This is a genomic window from Microbacterium sp. NPDC058021, from assembly GCF_042885955.1.
Classification (GTDB): domain Bacteria; phylum Actinomycetota; class Actinomycetes; order Actinomycetales; family Microbacteriaceae; genus Microbacterium.
The window spans coordinates 212,896-236,710 of record NZ_JBHVRF010000002.1; the positions used below are offsets into that span (position 1 = coordinate 212,896).

General features: G+C 70.8%; 28 protein-coding genes and 1 pseudogene. 4 read left to right on the plus strand and 25 right to left on the minus strand.

What is annotated here, in order from left to right; genetic code table 11:
• Positions 1 to 326: 326 nt before the first annotated feature.
• Together ACFVR6_RS04490 and ACFVR6_RS04495 are read right to left on the minus strand one after the other, a co-directional pair.
• Entirely contained in the window at positions 327 to 1,268 is a 942-nt protein-coding gene (locus tag ACFVR6_RS04490) for a tetratricopeptide repeat protein (protein WP_386959235.1), read from the minus strand.
• Positions 1,265 to 3,049 (minus strand): glycosyl transferase, encoded by a 1,785-nt coding sequence (locus ACFVR6_RS04495; RefSeq protein ID WP_386959237.1) that lies wholly within the window; start codon positions 3,047 to 3,049, stop codon positions 1,265 to 1,267. Before ACFVR6_RS04495 ends, ACFVR6_RS04490 begins: the two co-directional genes overlap by 4 nt.
• A 160-nt stretch (positions 3,050 to 3,209) precedes the next feature.
• Between ACFVR6_RS04495 and ACFVR6_RS04500 the strand changes: the two genes are divergently transcribed.
• Entirely contained in the window at positions 3,210 to 4,283 is a 1,074-nt protein-coding gene (locus ACFVR6_RS04500) for an AI-2E family transporter (protein WP_386959239.1), read from the plus strand.
• Positions 4,284 to 4,334: 51 nt separating this feature from the next.
• Here ACFVR6_RS04500 and ACFVR6_RS04505 read toward each other — a convergent pair whose 3' ends face one another.
• The 9 genes from ACFVR6_RS04505 to rpsB all read right to left on the minus strand — a co-directional run bounded on the left by ACFVR6_RS04505 (position 4,335) and on the right by rpsB (position 10,998).
• Positions 4,335 to 5,054, minus strand: a complete 720-nt coding sequence (locus ACFVR6_RS04505) for an alpha/beta hydrolase (RefSeq protein ID WP_386959241.1) — start codon at positions 5,052 to 5,054, stop codon at positions 4,335 to 4,337.
• Between the two features lies 1 nt (position 5,055).
• Complete coding sequence (locus tag ACFVR6_RS04510) at positions 5,056 to 5,340, minus strand: hypothetical protein (protein ID WP_386959243.1); 285 nt, start codon at positions 5,338 to 5,340, stop codon at positions 5,056 to 5,058.
• Positions 5,341 to 5,351: 11 nt separating this feature from the next.
• On the minus strand, positions 5,352 to 5,930 hold the full coding sequence (locus tag ACFVR6_RS04515) for an aggregation-promoting factor C-terminal-like domain-containing protein (protein ID WP_386959245.1): 579 nt from the start codon (positions 5,928 to 5,930) through the stop codon (positions 5,352 to 5,354).
• Between the two features lie 170 nt (positions 5,931 to 6,100).
• A complete protein-coding gene (locus ACFVR6_RS04520) occupies positions 6,101 to 6,709 on the minus strand; it encodes a DivIVA domain-containing protein (protein WP_386959247.1) in 609 nt (202 codons plus the stop codon).
• Positions 6,706 to 7,728, minus strand: a complete 1,023-nt coding sequence (locus ACFVR6_RS04525) for a phosphatidate cytidylyltransferase (protein ID WP_386959249.1) — start codon at positions 7,726 to 7,728, stop codon at positions 6,706 to 6,708. Before ACFVR6_RS04525 ends, ACFVR6_RS04520 begins: the two co-directional genes overlap by 4 nt.
• An 8-nt stretch (positions 7,729 to 7,736) precedes the next feature.
• The gene (gene frr, locus ACFVR6_RS04530; protein ID WP_386960248.1) at positions 7,737 to 8,291 is read right to left on the minus strand and encodes a ribosome recycling factor; all 555 of its coding nucleotides are present in this window, start codon (positions 8,289 to 8,291) and stop codon (positions 7,737 to 7,739) included.
• A 66-nt stretch (positions 8,292 to 8,357) separates the two neighbouring features.
• Positions 8,358 to 9,077, minus strand: a complete 720-nt coding sequence (gene pyrH / locus ACFVR6_RS04535) for a UMP kinase (RefSeq protein ID WP_191717630.1) — start codon at positions 9,075 to 9,077, stop codon at positions 8,358 to 8,360.
• Between the two features lie 81 nt (positions 9,078 to 9,158).
• Positions 9,159 to 9,986, minus strand: a complete 828-nt coding sequence (tsf, locus tag ACFVR6_RS04540) for a translation elongation factor Ts (RefSeq protein ID WP_386959251.1) — start codon at positions 9,984 to 9,986, stop codon at positions 9,159 to 9,161.
• Between the two features lie 85 nt (positions 9,987 to 10,071).
• Positions 10,072 to 10,998 (minus strand): 30S ribosomal protein S2, encoded by a 927-nt coding sequence (gene rpsB, locus ACFVR6_RS04545; protein ID WP_386959253.1) that lies wholly within the window; start codon positions 10,996 to 10,998, stop codon positions 10,072 to 10,074.
• A 441-nt stretch (positions 10,999 to 11,439) separates the two neighbouring features.
• Here rpsB and ACFVR6_RS04550 point away from each other — a divergent pair.
• A pseudogene (locus tag ACFVR6_RS04550) lies at positions 11,440 to 11,715 on the plus strand (peptidoglycan DD-metalloendopeptidase family protein); the annotation flags it as partial.
• Positions 11,716 to 11,823: 108 nt separating this feature from the next.
• Here ACFVR6_RS04550 and ACFVR6_RS04555 read toward each other — a convergent pair.
• The 10 genes from ACFVR6_RS04555 to ACFVR6_RS04600 all read right to left on the minus strand — a co-directional run bounded on the left by ACFVR6_RS04555 (position 11,824) and on the right by ACFVR6_RS04600 (position 19,530).
• Entirely contained in the window at positions 11,824 to 12,402 is a 579-nt protein-coding gene (locus ACFVR6_RS04555; protein WP_386960315.1) for a hypothetical protein, read from the minus strand.
• A 44-nt stretch (positions 12,403 to 12,446) separates the two neighbouring features.
• Positions 12,447 to 13,352 (minus strand): tyrosine recombinase XerC, encoded by a 906-nt coding sequence (locus ACFVR6_RS04560; protein WP_386959255.1) that lies wholly within the window; start codon positions 13,350 to 13,352, stop codon positions 12,447 to 12,449.
• 55 nt (positions 13,353 to 13,407) lie between these two features.
• Positions 13,408 to 14,592: a DNA-processing protein DprA gene (gene dprA / locus ACFVR6_RS04565; protein WP_386959257.1), complete on the minus strand. Its 1,185-nt coding sequence runs from the start codon at positions 14,590 to 14,592 to the stop codon at positions 13,408 to 13,410.
• A complete protein-coding gene (locus ACFVR6_RS04570) occupies positions 14,589 to 16,121 on the minus strand; it encodes a YifB family Mg chelatase-like AAA ATPase (RefSeq protein WP_386959259.1) in 1,533 nt (510 codons plus the stop codon). Before ACFVR6_RS04570 ends, dprA begins: the two co-directional genes overlap by 4 nt.
• Positions 16,118 to 16,480 (minus strand): YraN family protein, encoded by a 363-nt coding sequence (locus tag ACFVR6_RS04575; RefSeq protein WP_386959261.1) that lies wholly within the window; start codon positions 16,478 to 16,480, stop codon positions 16,118 to 16,120. The genes ACFVR6_RS04570 and ACFVR6_RS04575 overlap by 4 nt, the downstream gene beginning before the upstream one ends.
• A gap of 100 nt (positions 16,481 to 16,580) precedes the next feature.
• On the minus strand, positions 16,581 to 16,904 hold the full coding sequence (locus tag ACFVR6_RS04580) for a DUF2469 domain-containing protein (RefSeq protein ID WP_257493299.1): 324 nt from the start codon (positions 16,902 to 16,904) through the stop codon (positions 16,581 to 16,583).
• A 22-nt stretch (positions 16,905 to 16,926) separates the two neighbouring features.
• Entirely contained in the window at positions 16,927 to 17,586 is a 660-nt protein-coding gene (locus tag ACFVR6_RS04585; protein WP_386960251.1) for a ribonuclease HII, read from the minus strand.
• A 7-nt stretch (positions 17,587 to 17,593) separates the two neighbouring features.
• Positions 17,594 to 18,376 carry a signal peptidase I gene (gene lepB / locus ACFVR6_RS04590; RefSeq protein ID WP_386959264.1) on the minus strand — a complete coding sequence of 261 codons (783 nt, stop codon included), beginning with the start codon at positions 18,374 to 18,376 and terminating at the stop codon, positions 17,594 to 17,596.
• Between the two features lie 154 nt (positions 18,377 to 18,530).
• On the minus strand, positions 18,531 to 18,878 hold the full coding sequence (gene rplS / locus ACFVR6_RS04595; RefSeq protein WP_386959266.1) for a 50S ribosomal protein L19: 348 nt from the start codon (positions 18,876 to 18,878) through the stop codon (positions 18,531 to 18,533).
• Between the two features lie 154 nt (positions 18,879 to 19,032).
• A complete protein-coding gene (locus ACFVR6_RS04600) occupies positions 19,033 to 19,530 on the minus strand; it encodes an MFS transporter permease (protein ID WP_386959268.1) in 498 nt (165 codons plus the stop codon).
• 100 nt (positions 19,531 to 19,630) lie between these two features.
• Here ACFVR6_RS04600 and map point away from each other — a divergent pair, with 100 nt between their 5' ends.
• Entirely contained in the window at positions 19,631 to 20,413 is a 783-nt protein-coding gene (map, locus tag ACFVR6_RS04605; protein ID WP_386959270.1) for a type I methionyl aminopeptidase, read from the plus strand.
• 1 nt (position 20,414) lies between these two features.
• On the opposite strand, the gene trmD is transcribed toward map, so the two are convergent.
• The 4 genes from trmD to rpsP are packed head-to-tail and all read right to left on the minus strand — an operon-like array spanning position 20,415 to position 22,409.
• The gene (trmD, locus tag ACFVR6_RS04610) at positions 20,415 to 21,104 is read right to left on the minus strand and encodes a tRNA (guanosine(37)-N1)-methyltransferase TrmD (RefSeq protein ID WP_386959272.1); all 690 of its coding nucleotides are present in this window, start codon (positions 21,102 to 21,104) and stop codon (positions 20,415 to 20,417) included.
• Between the two features lies 1 nt (position 21,105).
• Positions 21,106 to 21,747 (minus strand): ribosome maturation factor RimM, encoded by a 642-nt coding sequence (gene rimM / locus ACFVR6_RS04615; RefSeq protein WP_386959274.1) that lies wholly within the window; start codon positions 21,745 to 21,747, stop codon positions 21,106 to 21,108.
• A 1-nt stretch (position 21,748) separates the two neighbouring features.
• The gene (locus ACFVR6_RS04620) at positions 21,749 to 21,979 is read right to left on the minus strand and encodes an RNA-binding protein (RefSeq protein WP_191717647.1); all 231 of its coding nucleotides are present in this window, start codon (positions 21,977 to 21,979) and stop codon (positions 21,749 to 21,751) included.
• 4 nt (positions 21,980 to 21,983) lie between these two features.
• Positions 21,984 to 22,409 carry a 30S ribosomal protein S16 gene (gene rpsP / locus ACFVR6_RS04625; protein ID WP_386959277.1) on the minus strand — a complete coding sequence of 142 codons (426 nt, stop codon included), beginning with the start codon at positions 22,407 to 22,409 and terminating at the stop codon, positions 21,984 to 21,986.
• A 180-nt stretch (positions 22,410 to 22,589) separates the two neighbouring features.
• On the opposite strand from rpsP, the gene ACFVR6_RS04630 reads away from it, so the two are divergent.
• Positions 22,590 to 23,753, plus strand: coding sequence for a glutamate--cysteine ligase (locus tag ACFVR6_RS04630; protein ID WP_386959279.1), 1,164 nt, complete (start codon positions 22,590 to 22,592; stop codon positions 23,751 to 23,753).
• The last annotated feature ends 62 nt before the right edge of the window (positions 23,754 to 23,815 follow it).

The following is a 23,815-nucleotide window of genomic DNA, read 5'->3' on the forward strand; positions in this document are numbered from 1 at the left end:
CGCGGGCCCGCCGCATCCCTTCGGTCGTCACGAATGCACCGACCTGAGCGCGCGAGCGCTACGACCCCTAGGTCGTCACGAATGCACCGACCTGAGCGCGTGAGCGGCCTTATGCGGCGACCGAACCACGCACCACTGGCGCGGGCGCGCGGCACCCCCTTCGGTCGTCGCGAATGCCCCACCGCGCGGCGCGCGCCGGGTCGGATGCGACCACCGAGCGCCGCGCCGGCCCGCGGCATCCGTCTCTGTCGTCACGAATGCACCGACCCGCGGCGCGCGAGGGGCCGCATGCGACGACCGAACGCCGCGCGGGCGGCGGAGCGGGCTCAGAACATGAGGTTGGCGAGCGACCGGCGGGCCTGCAACACGCGCGGGTCGGCGTCGCCGACCAGGCCGAACAGCTCGAGGAGCCGCTCCCGCACCGGAGCGCGCTCGTCGGCCGGAAGCGCCGCGAACAGGTCCAGCAGGCGGATGAAGGCGTCCTCGACGTGTCCACCGGCGAGGTCCAGATCCGCCACGGCGAACTGCGCCTCGACGTCGCGCGGTGCGGCGGCGGCAGCGGCGCGCGCAGCCTGCAGGTCGAGGTTCTGCACGCGCTGCAGCAGGCGCACCTGGCCGAGACCCGAGCGGGCCTCCTCGTCGCGGGGGTTCTCGGCGAGAGCGCGCTCGTAGGCCGAGACGGCGCGGGCGTAGTCGCCCGCCTCGATCGCCGCGAACGCCTCGGCGTGCAGCGGCGGCAGGGCCGGCTCCTCCGGCTCGGCGGTGGGCTCGCCCACGTCCACGGTGCCGGTCACGCCGTTCTGCGCGGCGAGCTGGAGCAACTGCGCGAAGACCTCGCGCACCTGCGCCTCGGGCACGGCGCCGGTGAACAGCGGCACCGGCTGGCCTGCGACGAGGGCGACGACCATGGGGATGGACTGCGCACGGAAGCCCTGCGCCAGCTGCGGGTTCGCGTCCACGTCCACCTTCGCGAGCACGACGCGACCGGCGAGCTCGGTGACGACCTTCTCGAGCACGGGGCTCAGCTGCTTGCACGGCCCGCACCACTCGGCCCACAGATCCACCACGACCGGGACGGTGCGCGAGAGCTCCAGCACCTGCCCGAAGGTCGCGTCCGTGACATCCATGATGAGGCCTTCGACCGGCGCGCCCGCGCCCGCGCTCGCGCCGCCCGGAGCCTCGCCGTTCGCCGGCGGCTGCGGACGGTTGCGCAGCGAGGAGAGGTCTACGGCGCCGCGCAGCACGGCGCCGGGAGTGGGGTCGGTCACGGGATCACCTTCGCGTCGAGGATGTTGGAGGTGTAGCCGAGCAGCTGGATCCGCTCGGACGAGGCCTTCGCAGGCACGTAGAAGAACAGCTGATCGCCGAAGGTCGTCGTGAATCCGGTGGCCGACTGCGTCGCCCCCGACAGCGTCGACACGGTCGGGTTGCTGTCGAGCTTGATCACGGCTTCTTCGTTGGTGGGCTTGACCGTCTCGTTCTCATCGACCGTCACGGCCACGATGGCGCCGTTCTCGAGGGTCGCGAGCGCCACCGGCGCCTGCGCCCCGGCGACGCTCTCGAACGTCAGGCTGCCGGTCTGGGCGCCGGTCTCGTTGAACGCCGCCAGGCGTCCGGCCCGGTCGTTGGCCACGCCGATGCGGAACTGGTCGGCCGCCTCGTCGAACAGGTCGGCGTATGCGCTCGCATCGCCGTTGTTGAGCACGTCCGCATAGGCGGATGCCAGGTCCTCCGGCGCGATCGTGAGGAAGGCGTTGTCGGGCGAGACCTGGGTGGCGCCGACGTAGGCGGGTGCGAGGGGCAGCTCCGCCGTCGAGTCCAGACCGCCGATGTACGAAAGCTTGTACGCCGCCCACGGGTCTTCCTGCGTGAGGAACATGATCGTGTTGCCGGTCTCCTCATCGCCGACGACCGCCATGAAGGTGCGCGGCCAGCCGTCGTACGCCTGCGGCAGCAGGATCGACAGGGGTCCCGCGGGGATCGCCGGCAACGGCTCCTCTTCGGGGATCGCGGCGCGCAGCTTGTAGTTGGTCTCACGCTCGGCCAGGGCAGGGCCGCTCAGTCGCAGGGCGGCGGCGGCCGCGTCGTTGGCCTCGTCGGCGGCCGCGACCTGATCGGCCACGCGCTGCACGATCCGCTCCGCCTGCGCCTCGGTGACGGCGGGGGCCTGCTGGCTCTCCGGCGCGATGACCGTGGCCGTGGGGGTGGGAGTGGGAGACCCGCCGAACTGCGGCCAGGCATCCGCCGAGCATCCGGTGAACAGCAGGGCGGTCACGGCGACGGCCGGGATCGCGATCAGGCTCCGGCGCTTGCCGGACAGGGCCCGCCGCGTGGGCGACGAGCTGACGACGCCCTTCGCCCCTTCTTCGGTGGCGAGGTCGATCGGCTCGGTGACGGGCATGGGCAGCCCCTTGCGCCGGGGCCCGCGGGAGCGGCGGACGTTGCGGATGCCGAGGATGTACAGCACGACGCCGATGGCCATCAGGATGCCACCGCCCACCAGCAGCGGGCCCGCCCACGGCGTCGAGTTGACCAGGGGCCAGGTGACGGTGAGCTCGGTGGGCGCCGGGGAGACGCCGTCGGCGGCGACGAGCACGCTCATCCCCTCGGGCAGTTGCAGGGTCTGGATGAGCAGGTCCTCCTGGACGAACTCATCCAGCCACAGGTCAGACCCGGCGGGGTTGCGGGCGGGTGCGGCATCCGTGCCTTCGGCGTCGGCCGCGGCGACCTCGGGCTCCACCAGCTCCGTCGCCACGGACCCGTCGTCCAGCGCGACGTGGGCGTACTCGGAATCGGTCAGCCACGCCTCGATGTCGGCGGTACGGCCGTAGGCGGCGAAGATCTCGCCCTCGCCCTGAGCCCGCAGGGTCTGCGAACCCGCGTTGCTGCGCAGCACCTCACCGTCCAGGAGCACGTATGGCACGTCCTCCTCGATCGCGATCGCTTCGCTGTGCGAGGTCGGTCCCTGGAACACGGTCCGCTGCGCGATGCCGGCGCCGATCATGAGGGCGGCGAGCACGAAGGCTGCCACGGCCCATACGAATCGCACGAAGAACACCTCTCTGGTCCCGCCGCACGGCACGAACGGGCACACATTCGACGTTTCAGCCTAGCGACTTTGACCTGAATGTCGCCCGGGAGGGCGCGGCGACACGGTTGTGGGTCCCGTCTGCGTATCCTGACGGGACCGACATCCACAGGAGGCGACCGTGAAGATCCAGCACCCGTTCCGCACGGCGCTGATAGCCACCCTGGGTGTGGGCGTGGGTCTGCTGATCATCTCCGGCGTCTCCACGCTGCAGACGATCCTCCTCTACGTCGGCACCGCGTTGTTCCTCTCCCTCGGCCTCGATCCCGTCATCTCGTGGCTCGAGCGTCGCCGGTTCCCGCGGTGGGCCGCGGTGATCACCACGATCCTCGCGGTGCTCGCCGCCTTCGCCGGGATCGTGCTGATGGTCGTGCCGATCATCGTGGGGCAGATCTCGGAGCTGGTCCGCCAGATCCAGAAGCTCTTCCGCTCCGGCGCGCTCGACGATCCGGTGACGGCCATCAAGGACTGGCTGCACGACGTGTTCCCCGTCCTCGACGTCGACGAGGTCTTCGGCTACCTGCAGGACTGGTACGAGTCGCTGGATCTCGGCCAGATCGGCACGACGCTGGGCGAGAGCATCATCGTCATCGGCGGAACGCTCATCGCCGGCCTCACGGGCGCCTTCATCGTCCTGATCCTCACGATCTACTTCACGGCGTCCACCCCGTCGCTGAAGGCCGCCGTGTACCAGCTGGTGCCGGCATCCAAGCGTGAGCGTTTCATCGACCTGGCGGAGCAGATCACCGACTCCGTCGGCTACTACGTGATCGGCCAGATGAGTCTCGGCGTCATCAACGGCGTGCTGAGCGCGATCTTCCTCACGATCATCGGCGCCCCGTTCCCCGCCGTGCTCGCCGTCATCGCGTTCTTCTTCTCGCTGATCCCGCTCGTGGGTACCCTGACCGGGTCGGCGATCATCGTGCTCACCTGCCTCATCCCCGGTCTCGGGTCGCCCACGACGGCCCTGGTCGCGCTCGTGTACTACGCGATCTACATGCAGATCGAGGCGTACGTGCTGTCGCCGCGCATCATGAACCGTGCCGTCTCGATCCCCGGCGCCGTCGTCGTCATCGCGGCCCTCGCGGGTGGGTCGCTCCTGGGCCTCCTCGGCGCGCTCATCGCGATCCCGGTGGCCGCGAGCGTGCTGATCATCTACCGCCAGGTCGTCATCCCGCGGCAGAACGAGCGCTGACCGCGGCAGAGGTCGTCGGATGCCGCGCACCGGCGGCATCCGGCCCTCGTCTCAGTCCTGGGGGCCGTCCCACTCCGTGGGCAGCGGCAGCGCTTCGGGATTGACCGCGGCGACGATCTCGGTGAGCACCCGCCTGGTCTGGCTCTCCCCCACCCACAGGTGGCGGCCGCCGTCGACCGGGATGAGCACGGCATGCGGGATGGCGGCGAAGCGCTCGGCGGCCTCCGCCGGACGCAGGTAGTCGTCGAGCTCCGGCACGATCACGACGACGGTGCGCTCATCGCCCGCCCACGCGGCGATCTCGTCAGCGGTAGCACGGTGCAACGGCGGCGAGAGCAGGATGACGCCCTCGACGTCGTGATCCCGGCCGTACTTCAGCGCGAGCTCGGTGCCGAACGACCACCCGACGATCCACGGGCGCGGCAGCCCGCGCTCGCGCACGAACGCCATCGCGGCGGCGACGTCGAACTGCTCGGCCTGGCCGCCGTCGAACTTCCCCTCGCTGGTGCCGCGCGGTGAGCTGGTGCCGCGCGTGTTGAATCGCAGCACGGCCAGCTGCGCGAGGGCGGGGAGGCGGGCGGCGGCCTTGCGCAGGATGTGGGAGTCCATGAACCCGCCGGCCGTGGGCAGCGGGTGCAGCGTCACCAGCGTGGCGACCGGCTCCCCCTCGAGCGGGGTGGCCAGCTCGCCGACGAGGGTGAGCCCGTCGAGGGTGTGCAGCTCGATGTCTTCGCGGTGCGCTGGCAGCTGCACCGGTCCGCGGATCTCCATGTCAGCCGATCCTCCAGCACTGCTGGTGCCAATGGCGCCGGTCGGCGAGGGCCGCCTGGTCACCGAGCACGCCGTCGGCACGCCAGGCCACCAGGTGCGCGACGCCCGGTTCGATGTTCCTGCCGCAGCCGGGGCAGGTGTAGGTCTTCAGCGCCTGGCTGGCCGACACCGGCTGCACCGTCCATTCCGCCCCGCGGCGGACTTCGGTGCGGCGCCAGCCTGCGATGAGGCGGTCCAGCGACGCGTCGCGCGACGGCGTCGGGCGACGGCGGTGGGATCGGGGCATGACGAGACCGATCACCACCAGTGGTTGCTGGTCCAGAAGTTGTAGGCGGCGGCCCAGCTGCCGTAGCGGCCGACGGCGTAGCCGTTGCCCCAGCGCAGGTTGTCGACCGGGTCGTAGCCGTTGCCGGGGACCTTGCTGCACGGCAGCGCCTGGACCAGGCCGCAGGCGCCGGAGGAGCGGTTGGTCGCGTTGGGGTTCCAGCCGCTCTCGCGGCCGACGATGTAGTCGACGTAACCCCAGTCGCTCTCCGCGATGCCCGCGGCCGCCATCCACTCCGCGGCGCTGCCGCCACCGGTGTAGTACAGCGGCGCGGCCGCAGCCTGCGACGAACTCGACGCCGTCTCCGGCTCGGGGGTGGGGGTCGGGGTCGGTTTGGGCGTGACGTAGACGCTGTAGCCGCTGCGCTCGAACGAGACGGGTGCGGGACCTTCGTCGCCGGCAGTGTCCAGTGCCTGGGCGTCGCCTGCGGAGTCGGCGTACAGCGAGACCGGGGCGTTGTCCTCGGCGACTGCGCTGGACAGCGCGCCGCCCATGGGGCCGATGTAGGCGCCGGCGAAGCCGACGACGGCGAGGGCGGCGAACACGCCCATCACGGGGCGTCGACGCGACAGGCGAGGCGGGGCGACTGCGCGCGCGGATCGGCGGGTCGCCAGGGTGCCGTCGGAGACAGGCTGCCGGGATGTCGGGTACGTCATCTCTTTGCCGGAAGTCACAGTGGACGAGAGTCTACCGGCTGATGCCTCGGGAGCCACGTCGCCGTTCATCCGATCGCGAGGATGACTTCGACGACCGCGTCGAGCACGGCATCCACTTGGGTTTCGCGGTACCCGCCGCGCTGCATGCGGAACGCGACGGTACGCACCTGCTCCACCGTGAGCGGCTCGCCGGCTTCGAGGTAGGCGACGAGCTTGTCGGCGACGACGTCGACCTCGTCGATGCGGTAGCCGTAGCGGAGCGCCCCGACACGGGCGAAGCGCTTGCCGCGCGGCCGTGAGAGGCGGTCGAGGATCTCCTGCGCGAGGTCGCGCGAGCGGCCGACCCACGCGCGTGCACCGGCACGCGACAGGGCGCGCTCGCGCTCGCGGGCGGCGAAGGCGTCTTCGATCCGGCCCAGCGCGGCATCCACCGGGGCGACGGCGTAGCCGTGCCGCACCAGGGGGAAGCCGACGCGGCGCACGTCGGCGCTGCTCATCGTCGCTTCCGCGGGGTCGGCCTCGAAGGCCTCCCGCGCGTAGGCGAGGAAGGCGTCGACGGCGCGCTTGTCGTATCCCTTCTGACGTCCGTGCACATCGGGGAACGGCGCGGGCGCAGCGGGGGCGGCGTCGTCGTCATCGACGGCACCGTCGGTGCCGATGTCGGAGAGGGTCATGCCACCACCAGGGGGAAGAACGCGAAGTACAGCGCGAGGGCCGGAACGGTCGAGGGGAGGATCGAGTCGAGACGGTCGAGGACGCCACCGTGGCCCGGGAGCCAGGAGCTCATGTCCTTGATGCCGAGATCGCGCTTGATCATCGACTCACCGAGGTCTCCGACCGTCGCGGTCGCGAGGATCACGAGACCGAAGATGAGACCCGCCCACCACGGCACGTGGAGCATGAACAGACCGAACAGCACGCCCGCGACGACGGCCGCGAGCACGGCGCCGCCGAAGCCCTCCCAGGTCTTCTTGGGGCTGATGCGCGGTGCCATCGGGTGCTTGCCGAACATGAGCCCGAACGCATAGGCGCCGGTGTCGGCGGCGACGGCGGTGCCGATCATCGCCAGCACCCACCACTCCCCCTGGTCCTGGCGCAGCAGGATGAGCAGGAGGCTGCCGAGGAATGCGACGTAGAGCTGGATGAAGCCCGCGATGAGCGCGTCGGACAGCACGTCGCCGTAGGTGCGGCCGTCCCGAGAGGCCATCTGCGCGACGAGGCGCCAGACGATCACGAAGGCGACGGCCACGAATGCGACCGTCCAGTGCTCCCAGTAGTCGAAGAAGTAACCGGCCAGCACGAGCGAGAGGGCGGCGATCAGCTGCGGCACCACGTCGACCCGCCGGCCGGCGCTCTGCAGTGCGCGCGAGAACTCGAACACGCCCAGCATCGCGACCGGCACCGCGAACACCAGGAACAGCGGCTTGAAGAACATCAGCGACCCGATGACGATCACGCCGAGGGCAAGACCCACCAGCGTTGCGACGATGAGGTCGCGCCCGGTGCGCTGCTTGATCTTCTCGTTCGCCAGGTCGAAGTCGGCGCGAGCACGTTCCACCTGCTGCTCGAACTCGGAACGGGCCGAGCGCAGGTGGCTCGTGAACTCGTCGCCGGCGTCGCCGGAGGCCCGGCGCCCGCCCGCACGCCGCGTGGGCGGCTCGGGCGTGCGCTCCGGGTCGGAAGCGTCGGTCATGAGGGGTCCTAGACCTCGAGCAGCTCGGTCTCTTTGCGCTTCAGCGCCTCGTCGATCGCGTCGACGTGAGCGCGGGTGAGCGCGTCGAGTTCCTTCTCGCCCCGAGCGATCTCGTCCTCGCCGACCTCGTTCTTCAGCGCGTCGAGATCGTCCTTGGCCTTGCGACGGATGCCGCGGATGTGCACCTTGTGGTCCTCGCCCTTGGTGCGCACGAGCTTGACGTACTCCTTGCGACGCTCCTGCGTGAGCTCGGGCATGGTGACGCGCACGATCGTGCCGTCGTTGCTCGGGTTCGCGCCCAGGTTCGGGGTGTCGCGGATGGCCTGCTCGATCGCCTTGAGTGCCGACTTGTCGTACGGCGTGATCACGATCGTGCGGGCTTCGACGTTGTTCAGCGACGCGAGCTGGGACAGCGGCGTCGGCGTGCCGTAGTAGTCCACGAGGATCTTCTGGAAAAGCTGCGGGTTCGCGCGCCCGGTGCGGACGGTCGCGAAGTCATCCTTCGCTCCCTCCACGGCACGGTCCATGCGTGCTCCGGCGTCAGCCAGCACATCGGCGATCACGGTCACTCCATTCGTCGGGGCAAATCTGTGGAAAGTCTAGTTGAGCCCGGCCGGGCGGCACGGGAGCTACGCCGTGACGAGGGTGCCGATCGGCTCCCCCAGCAGTGCGCGCGTCACGTTGCCGGCGGGCTCCATGCCGAACACGCGCATGTCCATGCGGTTGTCCATGCACAGGCTGAACGCCGTGGAGTCCACGACCTTGAGGCCGCGCTGCAGGGCGTCGCCGTAGGTGAGCCGGTCGATGCGGGTGGCATCCGGATCGATGCGGGGGTCGGCGGTGTAGACGCCGTCGACGCCGTTCTTGGCCACGAGCACCTCGCGGGCATCGATCTCCAGCGCACGCTGCGCGGCGACGGTGTCGGTGGAGAAGTAGGGAAGACCCGCGCCGGCGCCGAAGATGACGACCCGGCCCTTCTCCATGTGACGCTCGGCGCGCCGCGGGATGTAGGGCTCGGCGACCTGGGTCATCGAGATGGCGGACTGCACGCGCGTGGCCGCACCCGCCTGCTCGAGGAAGTCCTGGAGCGCGAGCGCGTTCATGACGGTGCCGAGCATGCCCATGTAGTCGGCGCGACCGCGGTCCATGCCGCGCTGGCTCAACTCCGCGCCGCGGAAGAAGTTGCCGCCGCCGACGACGATCGCGATCTCGACGCGGTCGACCGCAGCGGCGATCTCGCGGGCGATCTGGCTGACGACGTCGGGATTGACGCCGAGCTGGCCGCCTCCGAACGCCTCTCCGGACAGCTTCAGCAGGACGCGCCGGCGCCCCGTGGCCTCATCGATCACGTGTCATCCTCTCGTCTGGTACAACCTAGCGTCGGGCATGGGAAAGGCCCGCACCGATCCGATGCGGGCCCGACCCGGAACTTACGCGCCGACCTTGAAGCGGGCGAAGTCCGTGATGGTGATGCCGGCGTCCTGGGCCACCTTGGCGACGGACAGCTTGTTGTCCTTCGCGTAGTCCTGGTCCAGCAGCGCCACCTGCTTGAAGAACGCGTTCACGCGGCCTTCGACGATCTTCGGCAGGGCAGCCTCGGGCTTGCCCTCGTTGCGGGAGATCTCAGTGACGATCTCGCGCTCCTTCTCGACCTCGGCGGCGGGGACGTCCTCGCGCGAGAGGTAGGTGGGGTTGGCGAACGAGATGTGCTGCGCGATGGAGCGAGCCGTCTCTGCGTCGTCACCGGAGTAGGCCACGACCACGCCGATCTGCGGGGGCAGGTCCTTGCTGGTCTTGTGCAGGTAGATCTCGAAGTTGTCACCGGTGAGGGTGCGCACGCGACGAAGTTCGACCTTCTCGCCGATGATGGCGGCCTCGTCGTCGATGAGCTGCGCGACGGTCTTGCCGCCGGCGTCAGCGGCAAGAGCCGCCTCGACGGAGTCGGCGGCGACGGCAGCGGCAGCATCGGCCACCTTGTCGGCCAGCGCGATGAAGCGGTCATTCTTGGCGACGAAGTCGGTCTCGGTGTTCAGCTCGATCAGCGTGACCTTGCCGTCCTGCTCACGAGCGACGACCAGGCCCTCGCTCGTGGAGCGGTCGGCACGCTTCGCGTTGCCCTTCGCGCCCTTGAGACGGAGGATCTCGACGGCCTTCTCGAGGTCGCCATCGGCTTCCTCGAGGGCCTTCTTGGTGTCGACCATGCCCGTGCCGAGCTGCTCGCGCAGCGCCTTGATGTCGGCGATGGTGAAGTTTGCCATGGGTACTGGCTCCTAGGTTCGGTGGGGTTCTGAGGGATGTCGGGGCGAGCGCTGGTGCGCCCGCCCCGACGTGATCCGATGCTGCTTACTCGGCGGTCTTGGCTGCGGCGCCCTCGGCGTCGGCAGCGGACTCGGTGGCGGCTTCGCCCTCGATGGCCTGCTCGTCGGCGACGAGCTCGGCGGCCTCGGTCTCGGCCTCAGTCTCGTCGGCGACCTTCTCGGTGCTGGCGGAGGACTGCTCCGGCGCGCTCTGCTCGAGCAGTTCGCGCTCCCACTCGGCGAGGGGCTCAGCGACCTCGGCCTCGGCCTCGCCGGCCGGCTGGTGACGCTGGATGAGGCCCTCGGCGGCGGCGTCGGCGATCACGCGGGTCAGCAGACCCACGGCGCGGATCGCGTCGTCGTTGCCGGGGATCGGGTACTGGAACTCGTCCGGGTCGGCGTTGGTGTCGAGGATGCCGATGACGGGGATGCCGAGCTTGCGGGCCTCGTCGATGGCGAGGTGCTCGCGCTTGGCGTCGACGACCCAGATCGCCGACGGGGTCTTCTGGAGGTTGCGGATACCACCCAGCGACTTGTGCAGCTTGTCCAGCTCACGCTTCTTGAGCAGGAGCTCCTTCTTGGTGAAGCCGCTGTTGGCCGGGGTTTCGTAGTCGAGCTCCTCGAGCTCCTTCATGCGGGCCAGACGCTTGGAGATCGTGCTGAAGTTGGTCAGCAGACCACCGAGCCAGCGCTGGTTCACGTAGGGCTGGCCGACGCGGGTCGCCTGCTCGGCGATGACTTCCTGCGCCTGCTTCTTGGTGCCGACGAAGAGGATGGTGCCGCCGTGGGCGACCGTCTCCTTGACGAACTCGTAGGCCTTGTCGATGTACCCGAGCGACTGCTGCAGGTCGATGATGTGGATGCCGCTGCGCTCGGTGAGGATGAAGCGCTTGACCTTCGGGTTCCACCGGCGGGTCTGGTGTCCGAAGTGCACGCCGCTGTCGAGCAGCTGGCGAATGGTGACGACGGCCATGGCCGTTCTCCTGTTCTCGGCGCACGTTGCGCCGTTGTTTCGGTTGTCCACGCCTGGTCGTTCGACCGGCGAGCCTGGTGCCCGGCGCACACCCGCTTTCCGCCGGAGCGGGAAGACCTGGGGTGTGGATGCCGCATCGCGCCGACCGGGGCCGAACGCTGTGCTGTGGGCACGCGGAGTCACCCCGCCGAAGCGAGGTGCGGCATCATCTTATCAGCCGGCGCGTCCTCCCCCGCCCTGCAGCACGCCCGGTTGTCCCCGAGCGGGGGGATCGCCTCCCCACGCCGGGTTCCGGCCGTCGACGATGGGGGCATGCTCCGTCGATCCCCCGCCCGTGCCGTGCTCGCCGTCGTGCTCCTGCTCACCGGTGCGACCGGCCCCTCCGGCGATGCGGCGGGCTCGGCGCCGCGCACCCTGCCTGCCGGCGAGTGGCTCTGGCCGATGACCGGTGCGCGCCTGGAAGTGCCGTTCCGCGCACCGGCCCACCGCTACGGACCCGGCCACCGCGGCATCGACCTCGCCGCCCGGGGTTCCCGCGAGGTCCTGGCGCCTGCCGGCGGAGTGGTGGCGTTCGTGGGGGACGTCGCCGGGCGCCCGGTCGTCACCATCGACCAGGGCGGCGGGCTCGTGACGACCTTCGAGCCCCTCGCCGCGGCCGTCGTGCCCGGGCAGGCGGTCGACCGGGGCGACCCGGTGGGGCATCTCGCGACCGGTGGGCACACGAGGGACGGCGGGTTGCACGTCGGCGTGCGCCTGCGGGGCGAGTACCTCAACCCGATGCTGCTGTTCGGCGTCGTGCCGCGGGCCGTGCTGCTGCCGATGTCCTCAGCGGTCGACGACGATCGTGTTGCGGGCACCGCTGTCGACGACGTCGCCGAGCGCCCCGCCCTCCACCTCGTTGTCGTTGCCGTTGACCGCGATCGAGCCGATCTCCCCGCGCGCATCGACGTCGTTGCGGTCCCCGGTGACCACCAGCGCGCCGACGGTTGCGGCCTCGAGGTCGTTGTCCTGCCCGGCGATGCTCGCCGCGGCGACATCGCCGGCCTCGACATCGTGCCGATCACCCTCGATGACCAGCTCACCGACGGCGGCACGGGTGAGGTCGAGGTCGACGTCGGTGCCCGAGACCGTCACCCGCGGGCAGTCGCCTGAGAGCACCAGGTCGTTTCCGCTCGAGACGGCGACCGGCTCTCCCCCGCAGTCGCCTCCCGTGGGCGCCGGCGGCGCGGTGGAGGCCTCCGGCGTGCCCGCCTCCCCCGGCGCCGCGGGCGCCGCGGGCGCCGTCGGGCGCACGGTCGTGACCGGCCGCGCGTCATCGGTGGCGATCGGGACGCACCCCGTGAGCGCGAAGCCGAAGGCGAAGGTGACGGCGGCGGCGGTGAGGGTGAGGCTGCGGGCGGACATGCCCCCACGCTAGGAGAGCCTCGGCGTGCCCGCCAGTCGGCAGGTCAGGCCCGGGGGTGCGCGAGGCGGTACGCGGCGGCGAGCCGCTCACTGGAGACGTGCGTGTAGATCTGCGTCGTCCCGAGGCTCGCGTGCCCCAACATCTCCTGCACCGCGCGCAGGTCCGCACCGCCGTCGAGCAGGTGCGTCGCGGCGGAGTGGCGCAACGCGTGCGGTCCGACGGTCTCCGCGCCGACGAGCGGCGCGATCTCGCGTGCCACGATGTCGTACACCGCCCGCGCCCCGAGGCGGCCACCGCGCAGGCCCAGGAACACCGCTTCGGTCGGGCTGCTGTCGGCGCGCGCGGCCAGGGCGGGCCTGCCACGCACGAGGTAGGCGTCGAGCGCGCGGGCCGCGGGGAGGCCGTAGGGCACGACCCGCTCCCTCGACCCCTTGCCCAGCACCCGCACGGTGGCCGCCTGGCGATCGAGGTCGCCGAGGTCGATGCCGCAGAGCTCGGAGACGCGCAGGCCCGAGCCGTAGAGCAGCTCTAGTGCGGCGGCGTCGCGCAGCAGCCGCGGGTCGCCCTCGTCCGCGCGGGTCCGCAGATCGTCGAGCACGTCGCCGAGGGCGTCGGCGGCCGCGACGCGCGGCAGGGTGCGGCCGCGTTTGGGTGCGACCAGCCGCAGGCTCGGGTCGGCGGCCAGGTGACCGTACTCGCAGGCCCAGGCGAAGAACCCGCGGGCCGCGGCGGTGCGCCGCGCGGAGGTCGAGCGCGCGTCGCCGCGCTTGGTGGCTGCCCACAGCCACTCGCGCAGCATCTCGAGGTCGATCCGGTCGAGGTCGACATCGCCGGTGACCGTCATCATGTCGGCGAGGTCTGACCGATAGGCGCGCACGGTGGCCGGCGACAGTCGCCGCACGTCGGCGAGATGCCGCGTGTAGGAGTCGATCGCGTCGGACGTGCGCATGAGACCAGGATGCCGCGTGGAACCCGCCGGACGCTCACGACCCACCGGCACACCCTCAGCGCCCGACGACGAGCCGCCAGCCCGCCGGTCCGTGCTGGACGCGACCGTCCAACAGCATCAGCCCCAGTCCGCGTTCGACGTCGGCGAGGCTCTGCCCGCATCGCTGCGCCACGTCGTCCACCCGCCGCCACGATCGGGCGCTCAGCGCATCACGCAACGCCGTCGCCTGATCCACCCAGTCGTCGGCGCCGGGGAGCAGCTCATCGTCGAGGCCGAGCATCTCCCGGACGTCCCCGGCGCCGGTGATGCACCGCGCGTCGAACTCCCGCAGCAGCCGGTGGCATCCGGCCGAGGTCGGGCTCGTCACCGGCCCGGGCACGGCCCCGAGGCTGCGCCCGAGACTCGCCGCGTGCGCCGCGGTGTTCAGTGAACCGCTGCGCCACCCGGCTTCCACGACGACCGTCGCGTCCGAGAGCGCGGCGATGAGGCGGTTGCGCGAGAGGAAGCGCCATTTGGTGGGCGCCGAGCCGCACATGACCTCGCTCATCACGGCGCCGGTGCGGGTGATGCGCGACAGCAGGTCGGCATGCCCCGAGGGGTAGGCGCGATCCACGCCGCCGGCCAGCAGCGCGTCGGTGACTCCGCCCGCGGACAGCGCAGCGCGGTGCGCGGCGCCGTCGATGCCGTAGGCGGCACCCGACACGACGCGGATGCCGGCGCCGGCGAGATCGGCGGCGATCTCCATCGCGACATGCTCCCCGTACGACGTCGCCGCCCGGGCGCCCACGATCGCCACCGTCGGGCCGGGGCGCTCCGGCAGCGCACCGCGCACCCACAGGCACAACGGGCGGTGACGGCCGAGGTCGTCGAGGCGACTCGGCCACGTCGCATCGCCGGGGACGACGAGACGCGCCCCGGTGCGTCGGGCGGCATCGAGACCGGCATCCAGCGCCGCAGGCGCGAGCCGTGGCCGCCACCGCGCGAGCGCGTCGTCGGCGCGGCGGCGGTCGAGACCCTCGACGGCTGCGACAGCGCGTGCGTCGTCGCGGGCCACGAGAGCGAGCGCGTTCGCGGCGCCGCATGCGTCCACGAGGGATCCTGCGTCCCCGTCGCCGGGCTCGCAGATCCCCGACCAGAGAGCGCGCGCGTGGCGTTCGGCGATGTCCTCGTCGTCGAGGTGGCCCCCGATGAGTCCGACGAGGGCGACGCGGGATCCGGCAAGGTCGGGCAACAGGCTCATATCGGCGTCATCCCCTTCTTCAGATAGAGCGCGCGACCGATGTCGTCGATGTCGATGCGGTCGCGGGCGGCGAGATCGGCGTTGGTCCATGCCACCCGCAGCACACGGTCGTAGCCCCGCAGCGTCAGCGCACCGCGGTGCAGGGCGGCATCCAGCGGGCGGCGCACTGCGGGCGGGGGCGCCAGCGGACCCTGCCGCAGCCACGCGCCGGGCACCTCGGCGTTCGTCCGCCACGGTGTGCCGGACAGCCGGCTGTGCGCCCGCCCGCGGGCCGCATCGACGCGGGCGCGCGCCTGAGCGGTCGTGATCGGCTGCTCGGCCGCCGCCTGCGCATGGGCGACCGAGACGCGCCGCACGGCGAGCTCGATATCGATGCGGTCGCGGATGGGGCCGGAGAGCCGGCCGAGGTAGCGGCGGATGCCCGCGGGCGGACACACGCAGTCGCCGCCGGGGACGCCGTACGCGCCGCACGGGCAGGGATTCATCGCCAGCACCAGCTGGAAGCGTGCCGGGAACGCCGCACTCGCCCCGGCACGGTGGATCTGGATCGCGCCGTTCTCGAGGGGTTCCCGCAGGGCGTCGAGCGCGCCCGAGGCGAACTCCCCCGCTTCGTCGAGGAAGAGCACGCCGCCGCTGGCCCGCGCGATCGCGCCCGGGCGGATCATGCGGCTTCCACCCCCGACGAGCGCCGCAACGCTCGCGGTGTGGTGGGGCGCCTCGAAGGGCGGCGTGCGTTCGAGGGCGACGACCCGGGCGCCGGCGAGCGAGCGGATCGACGCGGCCTGCAGGGCGGCGGCGTCGTCGAGAGCGGGCAGGATGCCGGGCAATCGCCGCGCCAGCATGGTCTTTCCCGCTCCCGGCGGTCCGCTCATGAGCACGTGGTGACCGCCCGCGGCTGCGAGGACCATCGCCTCCACCGCATCACGCTGCCCGATGACGTCGGCAAGTTCGAGTCGGGGCGGGGCATCGTCAGCCGGCCCCTCGCCGACGACGGGCTCGAGGTCGTGCGGCTCGACATCGAGCCCGTGCCACCGCAGCACGTCGATGAGGCTCACCGCGCCGACCACCTCCACACCGTCCACGAGTTCCGCCTCTGCGCGGTTCGCGTGGGGCACGACGACACGGGTGATGCCGGCGCGCGCCGCGGCCACCACAGCGGGCAGCACGCCCGGCACCGGCCGCAGCCGCCCATCGAGACCGAGCTCGCCCAGGTGCACGGTGGTGGCGAGCGACTCCGGGTCGAGGCGGTGCTCGGTGGCCAGGGCGGCGACCGCGATCGCGACATCGAACCCGGCGCCGTGCTTGGGAAGGCTCGCCGGGGAGAGATTGACGGTGATGCGCCGCCGCGACAGCTGCAGACCGCTGTTCTCACACGCGTTGTGCACGCGTTGATGGGCCTCGCCGAGCGCCTTGTCAGCCAGCCCGATGATCTTGAAGTCGGGCGTCTGCCGCGAGAGGTCGGCTTCCACCTCGACCAGCGCGCCGTCGAGGCCCGTCAGGGCCACCGCCCACGTGCGCGCCACCGTCATCGCAGGTCCCGCACGTGGTCCAGCGCCCCGGTCGCGGGGTCGTCGCCGGTGATCGCGATGACGTCGAGCCGCAGTTGACGCCCCTGCACGGCCTCGGGGTGCGCGGCCATCCACGCGTAGGCGAGCTGCCAGAGCCGCCGGCGCTTGCGGTCGTCGACCGCCTCGAGGGGATGCCCGAACCCGTCGCTGCGCCGCGTCTTGACCTCGACGACGGCGATCACCCGGTCGCGGGAGGCCACCAGGTCGAGTTCGCCCTGCGCACAGCGCCAATTGCGCGAGAGCAGCCGCCAGCCGGCATCCTGCAGGTAGCGCGCCGCGCGCGCCTCACCCGCCCGTCCCCGCTCGTCCTTGGCCGCCATGCAGCGATCGTGGCGCGTCCGCGGGCACCGCGTGGCGCCGGATCAGCCCGTTCGGGGACGATCCGACGCAGATTCGCGCTGGGGAGGAGGCGGTGCCGACTCAGGAGTCGAGCGACAGCTCCTCGGGCAGGTGGAAGTCGCGTCGCGTGAGCTCTTCGACGTTGACGTCCTTGAACGTCAGCACGCGCACCGACTTCACGAACCGGTCGGCACGGTAGATGTCCCAGACCCAGACGTCGGTCATCGAGATCTCGAAGTAGAAGTCGTGCTCGGTGTCACGACGCACCACGTTCACCTCGTTGGCGAGGTAGAACCGGCGCTCCGTCTCGATGACGTACGCGAACTGCGACACCACATCGCGGTACTCGCGATACAGTGCCAGCTCAAGTTCGCGGTCGTAGTCCTCGAAGCCCTCGTCGTCCATGGTGACTCCATCCTATGGCCGCTCAGAACAGGGTCGGTGCGTCCATGATCGCCCACGATGCGCGGTGGTGGGCGCTGAGACCCAGCGAGCGGATCGCGGCGCGGTGCTCGAGGCTCGCGTAGCCCTTGTTGCGCACCCACTGATAGTCGGGCGCCTCGTCGTGGAGCTGGGTCATGAGCCCGTCGCGGGCGACCTTGGCGATGACGGATGCCGCGGCGGCGCTGGCGCAGTCGCGGTCGGCCTTCACGACGGGACGCACGTTCAACCCGGTGCCGCCGGCGGGCGTGATGTAGTCGTGATTGCCGTCCAGCAGCACGATCGCCTCCTCCGGCACGACCCCGTGGTCGCGCAACTGGGTGACGGCGCGGAGCGCGGCGAGGCCCAGCGCGCGGATGATGCCGATCTCGTCGACCTCGGCGGCGCTGGCCCAGCCCACCGATGACGCCTCGACCCAGCCGGCGGCGCGCGCGGCGACGTCGGCGCGCCGGGCGGCGGGGACGAGCTTGGAGTCACGCAGCCCCTCGGGCACACGGCGGCGCGCACGGGCGGCATCCACCGCCACTGCGCCGACGGCCACGGGGCCCGCCAGCGCACCACGACCGACCTCGTCGCAGGCGATCACGAGCGGATACTCGCGCAGCAGCCGGCGCTCGAGCGTCAAGCGGGGTTCGACGACGGTCATCATGGGGTCACCGGGACGGCTCGGGCTCGGGCGACGGCTCGGGTTCGGCATCCGAGTCGGGCTGGGGAACGCCGGCGAACACCTCGTGGTGGCCGTCGATGAGACCGACGCGATCCATCGGCCAGGTGATCAGGAAAGCCCGGCCGACGACGTTGGCGATGGGCACGAAGCCCTTCGTGGGCTGGTCCTGGTTGTAGCGCGAGTCGCGGGAGTGATCGCGATTGTCACCCAGAACCCAGAGCGAGCCCTCGGGCACCACGACGTCGAACGCGACCTCCTGGGGTGCGCTCTCGCCCGCGGCGAGGTTGAGATAGGGGGTCTCGTCGATCGGCACATCGTTGACCGTGAGCTGTCCGAGCACGTTGCAGCAGACCACGTGGTCGCCGGGCAGCCCGATGACCCGCTTGATGAGGTGGTCCTTGCTGTCGGGGGCTGACAGTCCCACGAGCGAGAGCGCCCAGTCGAACGCCTCGACCGCGGCGGACCGCTCGGGCTCCACGACGGGGTTGAGCCAGCCGCCCGGATCGCGGAAGACCACGACGTCGCCGCGATCGAACCCGCCGAAACGCGGCGTGAGCTCATCCACCAGGATGCGGTCGTCGATCTGCAGTGTCTGCTGCATCGATCCGGAGGGGATGTAGAACGAGCGGACGAGGAAGGTCTTCACCAGGAACGACACGACCACCGCGATGAGCACGATCACGAGCACGTCCCGGACGAACGGCCACCAGCCGTGACGGCGGCGCGGCGTCCCCGGGTTCTGCGGCGGGGCCGTCTGCTCAGCCGTCATCGACCATCCTTCTTCCGGCGCCCCCTGGCGGCGGCGACACGTTCAAGCGTCGCACATTCCCTCTCCGGCCGTCGCTTTGCGACGTCTGTGGCGTCGGCCGGGAACGACGGATGCCCCGGGGTCCAGCCCCGGGGCATCCGTCTGAGAGACGCGATCAGCGGTCGCGCTTCTCCTTGATCTTCGCCTTCTTGCCACGGAGGTTGCGCAGGTAGTAGAGCTTGGCGCGACGCACGTCACCGCGGGTGACGACCTCGATGTGGTCGATCACCGGGCTGTGCACCGGGAACGTACGCTCGACGCCGACCTGGAAGCTGATCTTGCGCACGGTGAAGGTCTCGCGCACGCCGTCGCCGGAGCGACCGAGCACGATGCCCTGGAACACCTGGATACGCGAGCGGCTGCCCTCGGTGATGTTGACGTGCACCTTGACGGTGTCACCGGGGCCGAAAGCGGGGATGTCCGAACGCAGCGATGCTGCGTCGACTGAATCGAGGATCTGCATGATCTTCACTTCCTGCGACCGCCACAGGTCGACCGCAAAGAGGATGGGTAAAAGTCGTGCGCCTGGGAACCGTCTGCGCGGTCCGCTCCCCTGAGGCAGAGTCGATCAGGGCACGAGGGTCCATTCTGCCATGTCCGGCGCCCTCGGCCAAACCTCACACGCCCGGCGGCGTGGGCTTCTCTTCGATGATGACGACGTCCGGGATGTCCTCCGGCTCCGGGCGCGCCGACGGCGGCGGGATGAAGGCGGTGCCCCCGGCGGTCTGCACGACCGTCATGCGCGGGCGCGCCTCGGTCCACAGCTGCCACAGCGACGACCAGAACACCGCCAGTGCGGCGATGATCGCCAGCACCAGGGCGATTCCGAACCACGCGACGTTGTAGAAGCCGACGGCGATCGTCAGCAGATGCCAGACGCTGAAGCCCGCGACATCCAGCCAGGACACCGCCCGCTGTGCGCGCACCGTGCCGCGGGCGCGCACGAGGAGCATGAGCACGAGCTGTCCGAGGAAGACCGACGGGACCGCGATGAACAGCACCCACAGCAGCGCCCAGCCGCCGGCGTCGAAGATGACCCAGCCGGCGACGAGCCACAGCGGCAGCACGAACGCGGCAGGCAGGAGCCAGGAGTAGAACACGCGTCGCAGCCACATGGCTACGATGCTACGCCTGCCGGTCTGACAGGGCACCGGGCGCGCACACCCCGTGCACAGCCCGGCATCCGTCAGAATGGATGCAGACGAAAGGAATCGGATGATCGAGCTGCGCACTCCCGCCGAGATCGAGGCGATGCGACCCGCGGGCCGCTTCGTGGCGGAGGTGCTGGCGACCCTGCGGGATGAGACGAAGGTCGGCACCAACCTGCTGAGCATCGACCGCCGGGCCCACGACATGATCCGGGCCGCGGGAGCGGAGTCCTGCTACATCGACTACCACCCGTCGTTCGGTGCGAGCCCGTTCGGCAAGGTCATCTGCACCTCGGTCAACGACGCGGTGCTGCACGGCCTCCCCCACGACTACACCCTCCGCGACGGCGACCTCGTCTCGCTCGACTTCGCCGTTTCGGTGAACGGCTGGGTCGCGGACTCCGCGATCTCGTTCGTCGTCGGCACGCCCCGCGACGAAGACCTCGCGCTGATCGACACGACCCAACGCGCCCTGGATGCCGCGATCGCGACGGCCACGGTCGGCAACCGCATCGGCGACATCTCGCACGCCATCGCCGAGATCGCGCGCGCCGACGGCTACTCGATCAACACCGACTTCGGCGGCCACGGCGTCGGCCGCGTCATGCACGGCGACCCGCACGTCCCCAACGACGGCAAGGCCGGCCGCGGCTACCCGCTGCGCGCGGGTCTCGTCCTCGCGCTCGAGCCGTGGTTCCTGCAGACGACCGACGAGCTCATCACGGACGCCGACGGCTGGACGCTGCGCAGCGTCGACGGCTCGCGCGGCGCGCACGCCGAGCACACGATCGCCATCACCGAGGACGGGCCGATCGTGCTGACCGACCGCAGCTTCCTCGGCGTCGACTGAGTCAGTCGGGCAGCAGGTCGGGACGGCGCTCGCGCGTGCGCTCGATCTGCTGTTCGCGGCGCCAGCCGGCGATCGCGCCGTGGTTGCCGCTGAGCAGCACCGGCGGCACGTCGTAGCCGCGCCAGGACGACGGCTTCGTGTAGGAGGGGTATTCCAGCAGGCCGTCTTCGTGGGATTCCTCGACGAGGCTCTCCGGATTGCCGACGACACCGGGCACGAGCCGGCCGATCGCCTCGATCATCGCCATCGCGGCCACCTCGCCGCCGTTGAGCACGTAGTCGCCGAGGCTCACGAGGCGCACCTCTCCCAGGGTGGCCGCGTAGGCGAACACCCGCTCGTCGATGCCCTCGTAGCGGCCGCAGCCGAACACCAGGTGCGGCATCTGCGCCATTTCGCGCGCCTGTGCCTGCGTGAACCGCTCGCCCGCCGGCGACGGGAACACGAACACCGGTCGTTCGCCGGCATCGGCGGTGATGGCATCCAGCGCCTCGCCCCACGGCTCGGGCTTCATGACCATGCCTGCGCCGCCACCGTAGGGGGTGTCGTCGACCGTGCGGTGGCGGTCGTGGGTGTGCTCGCGCAGATCGTGCACGCGGATGTCCAGCAGCCCGGCGCCGCGGGCCTTGCCCAGGAGCGAGACTTCGAGGACGTCGAAGAATGCGGGGAAGATCGAGACGACGTCGATGCGCACGTCAGTCCTCGTCGGTGACGGCCTCGGGGGCTGCGGCATCCGGTGTCGTGTCCTCGGCGTCCGCATCGCGCGCGGGCTCCGGTTCCGTGACGAGTTCCTCGAAGAGACCCGCGGGGGGCGTGACGATGACGCGCCCGGCGGCGATGTCCACCTCGGGAACGATGGCCTTCACGAACGGCACGAGGATCTCGCGGTCGCCGTCGTCGGCGGGACGCACGATCAGCAGATCCTGCGCGGGCAGGTGATCGACGCGCACGACACGGCCGACGACGGTGTCGTCGCGCACGACATCGAGGCCGACCAGCTGGTGGTCGTACCAGGCATCCGGCTCCGAGGTCTCCTCATCGTCGTCCTGGTCGATCCACAGGATCGCGCGCACGAGGGTCTCGGCGGTCTCGCGGTCGTCGACGTCTTCGAAGAACGCGACGGGGTGCGAGTTCATCCAGCGCAGCTCCCGCACCGTGATGGTCTTGCCATGCCACGGCGATGCCTCGGGCACCTGCAGCGTGAAGACGGCGCCGGGGACGAAACGCCCGTCCGGGTCGTCGGTGTACAGCTCGAGCTTGAGCGCGCCCTTGAGGCCGTGCGCCTTGACGAGGCGCCCGACACGCAGCTGGGCGCGGGGGGTCTTCGCAGCGGACATCTCAGTCGTCCGCGACATCGACGCGCACGCGCCGTCCGTCGGCGAGTGCCGAAACGACGGTGCGCAGCGCCTTTGCCGTGCGTCCGCCGCGCCCGATGACGCGACCCCGGTCGTCGGGGTGCACGCGCACCTCCAGCACGTCACCGCGAGGTGACGTGGAGGTGTGGACTTTCACGTCGTCCGGGTGATCGACGATCCCCTTGACGACATGTTCGAGCGCGGCGGCCAGCAACGGATTACTCGGCGTCGGTGGAGGCGGCGGGCGCCTCGTCGGACGCAGCCTCGGCGGGAGCAGGCTCGTCGGCCTTCTTCTGCGCCTTGGGCTTCACAACGGACTTCTTCGCCGCGTCGACCTGGAACGGCTCCTTGGGGGCGGCCGTCTTCACGGTCGAGACCGCGTTCTTGTCGCCCTTGAACTGGCCCCAGTCGCCGGTGAGCTTGAGGATCGCCGCGACCTGCTCGGTCGGCTGTGCGCCGACGGAGAGCCAGTACTGCGCGCGCTCCGAGTCGACCTCGATGAACGAGGGCTCCTCGGTCGGGTGGTACTTGCCGATCTCCTCGATGACGCGACCGTCGCGCTTGGTGCGCGAGTCGGCGACGACGATGCGGTAGTACGGGGCACGGATCTTGCCGAGCCGCTTGAGACGGATCTTGACAGCCACAATTCTCCTGAATGTGTTGGAAGGATGAACGTCGCCTGGAGCGTGGGGTGCACACCCGGCAAAAGCTCGAGAGTGGATCGCGCGCCCGGTTAGAGGGTCGAGCGGGCGGTCCAGCCTTCTATTTTGCCAGATGAGGAGCCATGCCGCGAACCACCCGTTTCCGCGTGTCAGACTGTGCGCATGACGGTGCCCTTCGCGACATCCGCCCGCTCCTCTGTAGGGCTCGAATGGGAACTCATGCTGGCCGACGGCAGCACGGGTGATCTGGTCCCGCGCGCGCCCGATGTCATCGAGGCGCTGGGCGAATCCACCGCCCACGAGCGCTTCACGGTGACCGGCGAGCTGCTGACGAACACGTTGGAAGTGACCAGTGGCATCGGCAAGACGGTCGCCGCCGCGGTCGACGACATCGCCGACGCGATCGCGGCCGTGCGCACCGTCACCGACCCGCTCGGACTGGAGCTGCTGTGCGCCGGCAGCCATCCCTTCGCGCAGTGGTTCGACCAGCAGGTCACCGACAAGAGCCGGTACCACAAGCTCATCGAGCGCACCCAGTGGTGGGGACGCAACATGATGATCTGGGGCATCCACGTGCACGTGGGCGTCGACGACGTCAACAAGGTCATGCCCATCGTCAACGCCCTCGCGACCTACCTGCCGCACCTGCAGGCTCTGTCGGCGTCCAGCCCGTTCTGGGCGGGCGAGAGCACCGGGTACGCCTCCAACCGGGCGCTGGTGTTCCAGCAGCTGCCCACGGCGGGGCTGCCCTGGCCGCTGCAGACCTACGCCGAGTACGAGGGGTACCTTGACGACATGGCGAACACCGGCGTGATGTCGGATGCCACCGAGGTGCGGTGGGACGTCCGCCCCGCGCCGCGGTGGGGAACCATCGAGGTGCGCGCGTGCGACGGCATGTCGACACTGCCCGAACTCGCCGCCGTCGCCGCGCTCGTGCAGGTACTGGTGGAGCACTTCTCCCGCGAGCTCGACGAAGGGCGCGAGCTGCCGGTGCTGCAGCCGTGGTTCGTGCGCGAGAACAAGTGGCGCGCGGCGCGCTACGGTCTCGACGCGCGCATCATCGTCGACCGCCAGGGCACGCAGCTGCCGGTCACCGAGCATCTGCGCGACACGATCGATCGCCTGGCCGACGTCGCGGTCGAGCTGAAGTGCGTTCGGGAGTTCGCCGGTGTCGAGAGCATCCTCAGCGGCGGCGCGAGCTATGCCCGCCAGCTCATGGTGGCCGACGCGGCCGAAGGCGACCTGCGCGAGGTGGTGCAGCACCTCATCCGCGAGTTCCGCGACGGCCCCACGCTGCGCGAGCACCTCAGCCGCCTCGGGCACTGAGCGCGGTCTCCGTCGCCGCCGCGCCGTCTCGCCGCGCCGTGCCGAGCGCAGGAGATGGGGCG

Bases quoted from the DNA above. Each gene is read 5' to 3' on its own strand.
- map (WP_386959270.1), top strand. From the start codon at position 19,631: ATGATCGAGCTGCGCACTCCCGCCGAGATCGAGGCGATGCGACCCGCG.
- ACFVR6_RS04575 (WP_386959261.1), bottom strand. From the start codon at position 16,480: ATGGCGGCCAAGGACGAGCGGGGACGGGCGGGTGAGGCGCGCGCGGCG.
- ACFVR6_RS04570 (WP_386959259.1), bottom strand. From the start codon at position 16,121: ATGACGGTGGCGCGCACGTGGGCGGTGGCCCTGACGGGCCTCGACGGC.
- rplS (WP_386959266.1), bottom strand. From the start codon at position 18,878: ATGCAGATCCTCGATTCAGTCGACGCAGCATCGCTGCGTTCGGACATC.
- ACFVR6_RS04520 (WP_386959247.1), bottom strand. From the start codon at position 6,709: ATGACCCTCTCCGACATCGGCACCGACGGTGCCGTCGATGACGACGAC.
- ACFVR6_RS04580 (WP_257493299.1), bottom strand. From the start codon at position 16,904: ATGGACGACGAGGGCTTCGAGGACTACGACCGCGAACTTGAGCTGGCA.
- ACFVR6_RS04585 (WP_386960251.1), bottom strand. From the start codon at position 17,586: ATGACCGTCGTCGAACCCCGCTTGACGCTCGAGCGCCGGCTGCTGCGC.
- ACFVR6_RS04600 (WP_386959268.1), bottom strand. From the start codon at position 19,530: ATGTGGCTGCGACGCGTGTTCTACTCCTGGCTCCTGCCTGCCGCGTTC.
- dprA (WP_386959257.1), bottom strand. From the start codon at position 14,592: ATGAGCCTGTTGCCCGACCTTGCCGGATCCCGCGTCGCCCTCGTCGGA.
- lepB (WP_386959264.1), bottom strand. From the start codon at position 18,376: ATGACGGCTGAGCAGACGGCCCCGCCGCAGAACCCGGGGACGCCGCGC.
- ACFVR6_RS04525 (WP_386959249.1), bottom strand. From the start codon at position 7,728: ATGACCGACGCTTCCGACCCGGAGCGCACGCCCGAGCCGCCCACGCGG.
- ACFVR6_RS04505 (WP_386959241.1), bottom strand. From the start codon at position 5,054: ATGGAGATCCGCGGACCGGTGCAGCTGCCAGCGCACCGCGAAGACATC.
- ACFVR6_RS04510 (WP_386959243.1), bottom strand. From the start codon at position 5,340: ATGCCCCGATCCCACCGCCGTCGCCCGACGCCGTCGCGCGACGCGTCG.
- ACFVR6_RS04555 (WP_386960315.1), bottom strand. From the start codon at position 12,402: ATGTCCGCCCGCAGCCTCACCCTCACCGCCGCCGCCGTCACCTTCGCC.
- ACFVR6_RS04630 (WP_386959279.1), top strand. From the start codon at position 22,590: ATGACGGTGCCCTTCGCGACATCCGCCCGCTCCTCTGTAGGGCTCGAA.
- rimM (WP_386959274.1), bottom strand. From the start codon at position 21,747: ATGTCCGCTGCGAAGACCCCCCGCGCCCAGCTGCGTGTCGGGCGCCTC.
- ACFVR6_RS04515 (WP_386959245.1), bottom strand. From the start codon at position 5,930: ATGGGCGTGTTCGCCGCCCTCGCCGTCGTCGGCTTCGCCGGCGCCTAC.
- rpsB (WP_386959253.1), bottom strand. From the start codon at position 10,998: ATGGCCGTCGTCACCATTCGCCAGCTGCTCGACAGCGGCGTGCACTTC.
- ACFVR6_RS04560 (WP_386959255.1), bottom strand. From the start codon at position 13,352: ATGCGCACGTCCGACGCGATCGACTCCTACACGCGGCATCTCGCCGAC.
- tsf (WP_386959251.1), bottom strand. From the start codon at position 9,986: ATGGCAAACTTCACCATCGCCGACATCAAGGCGCTGCGCGAGCAGCTC.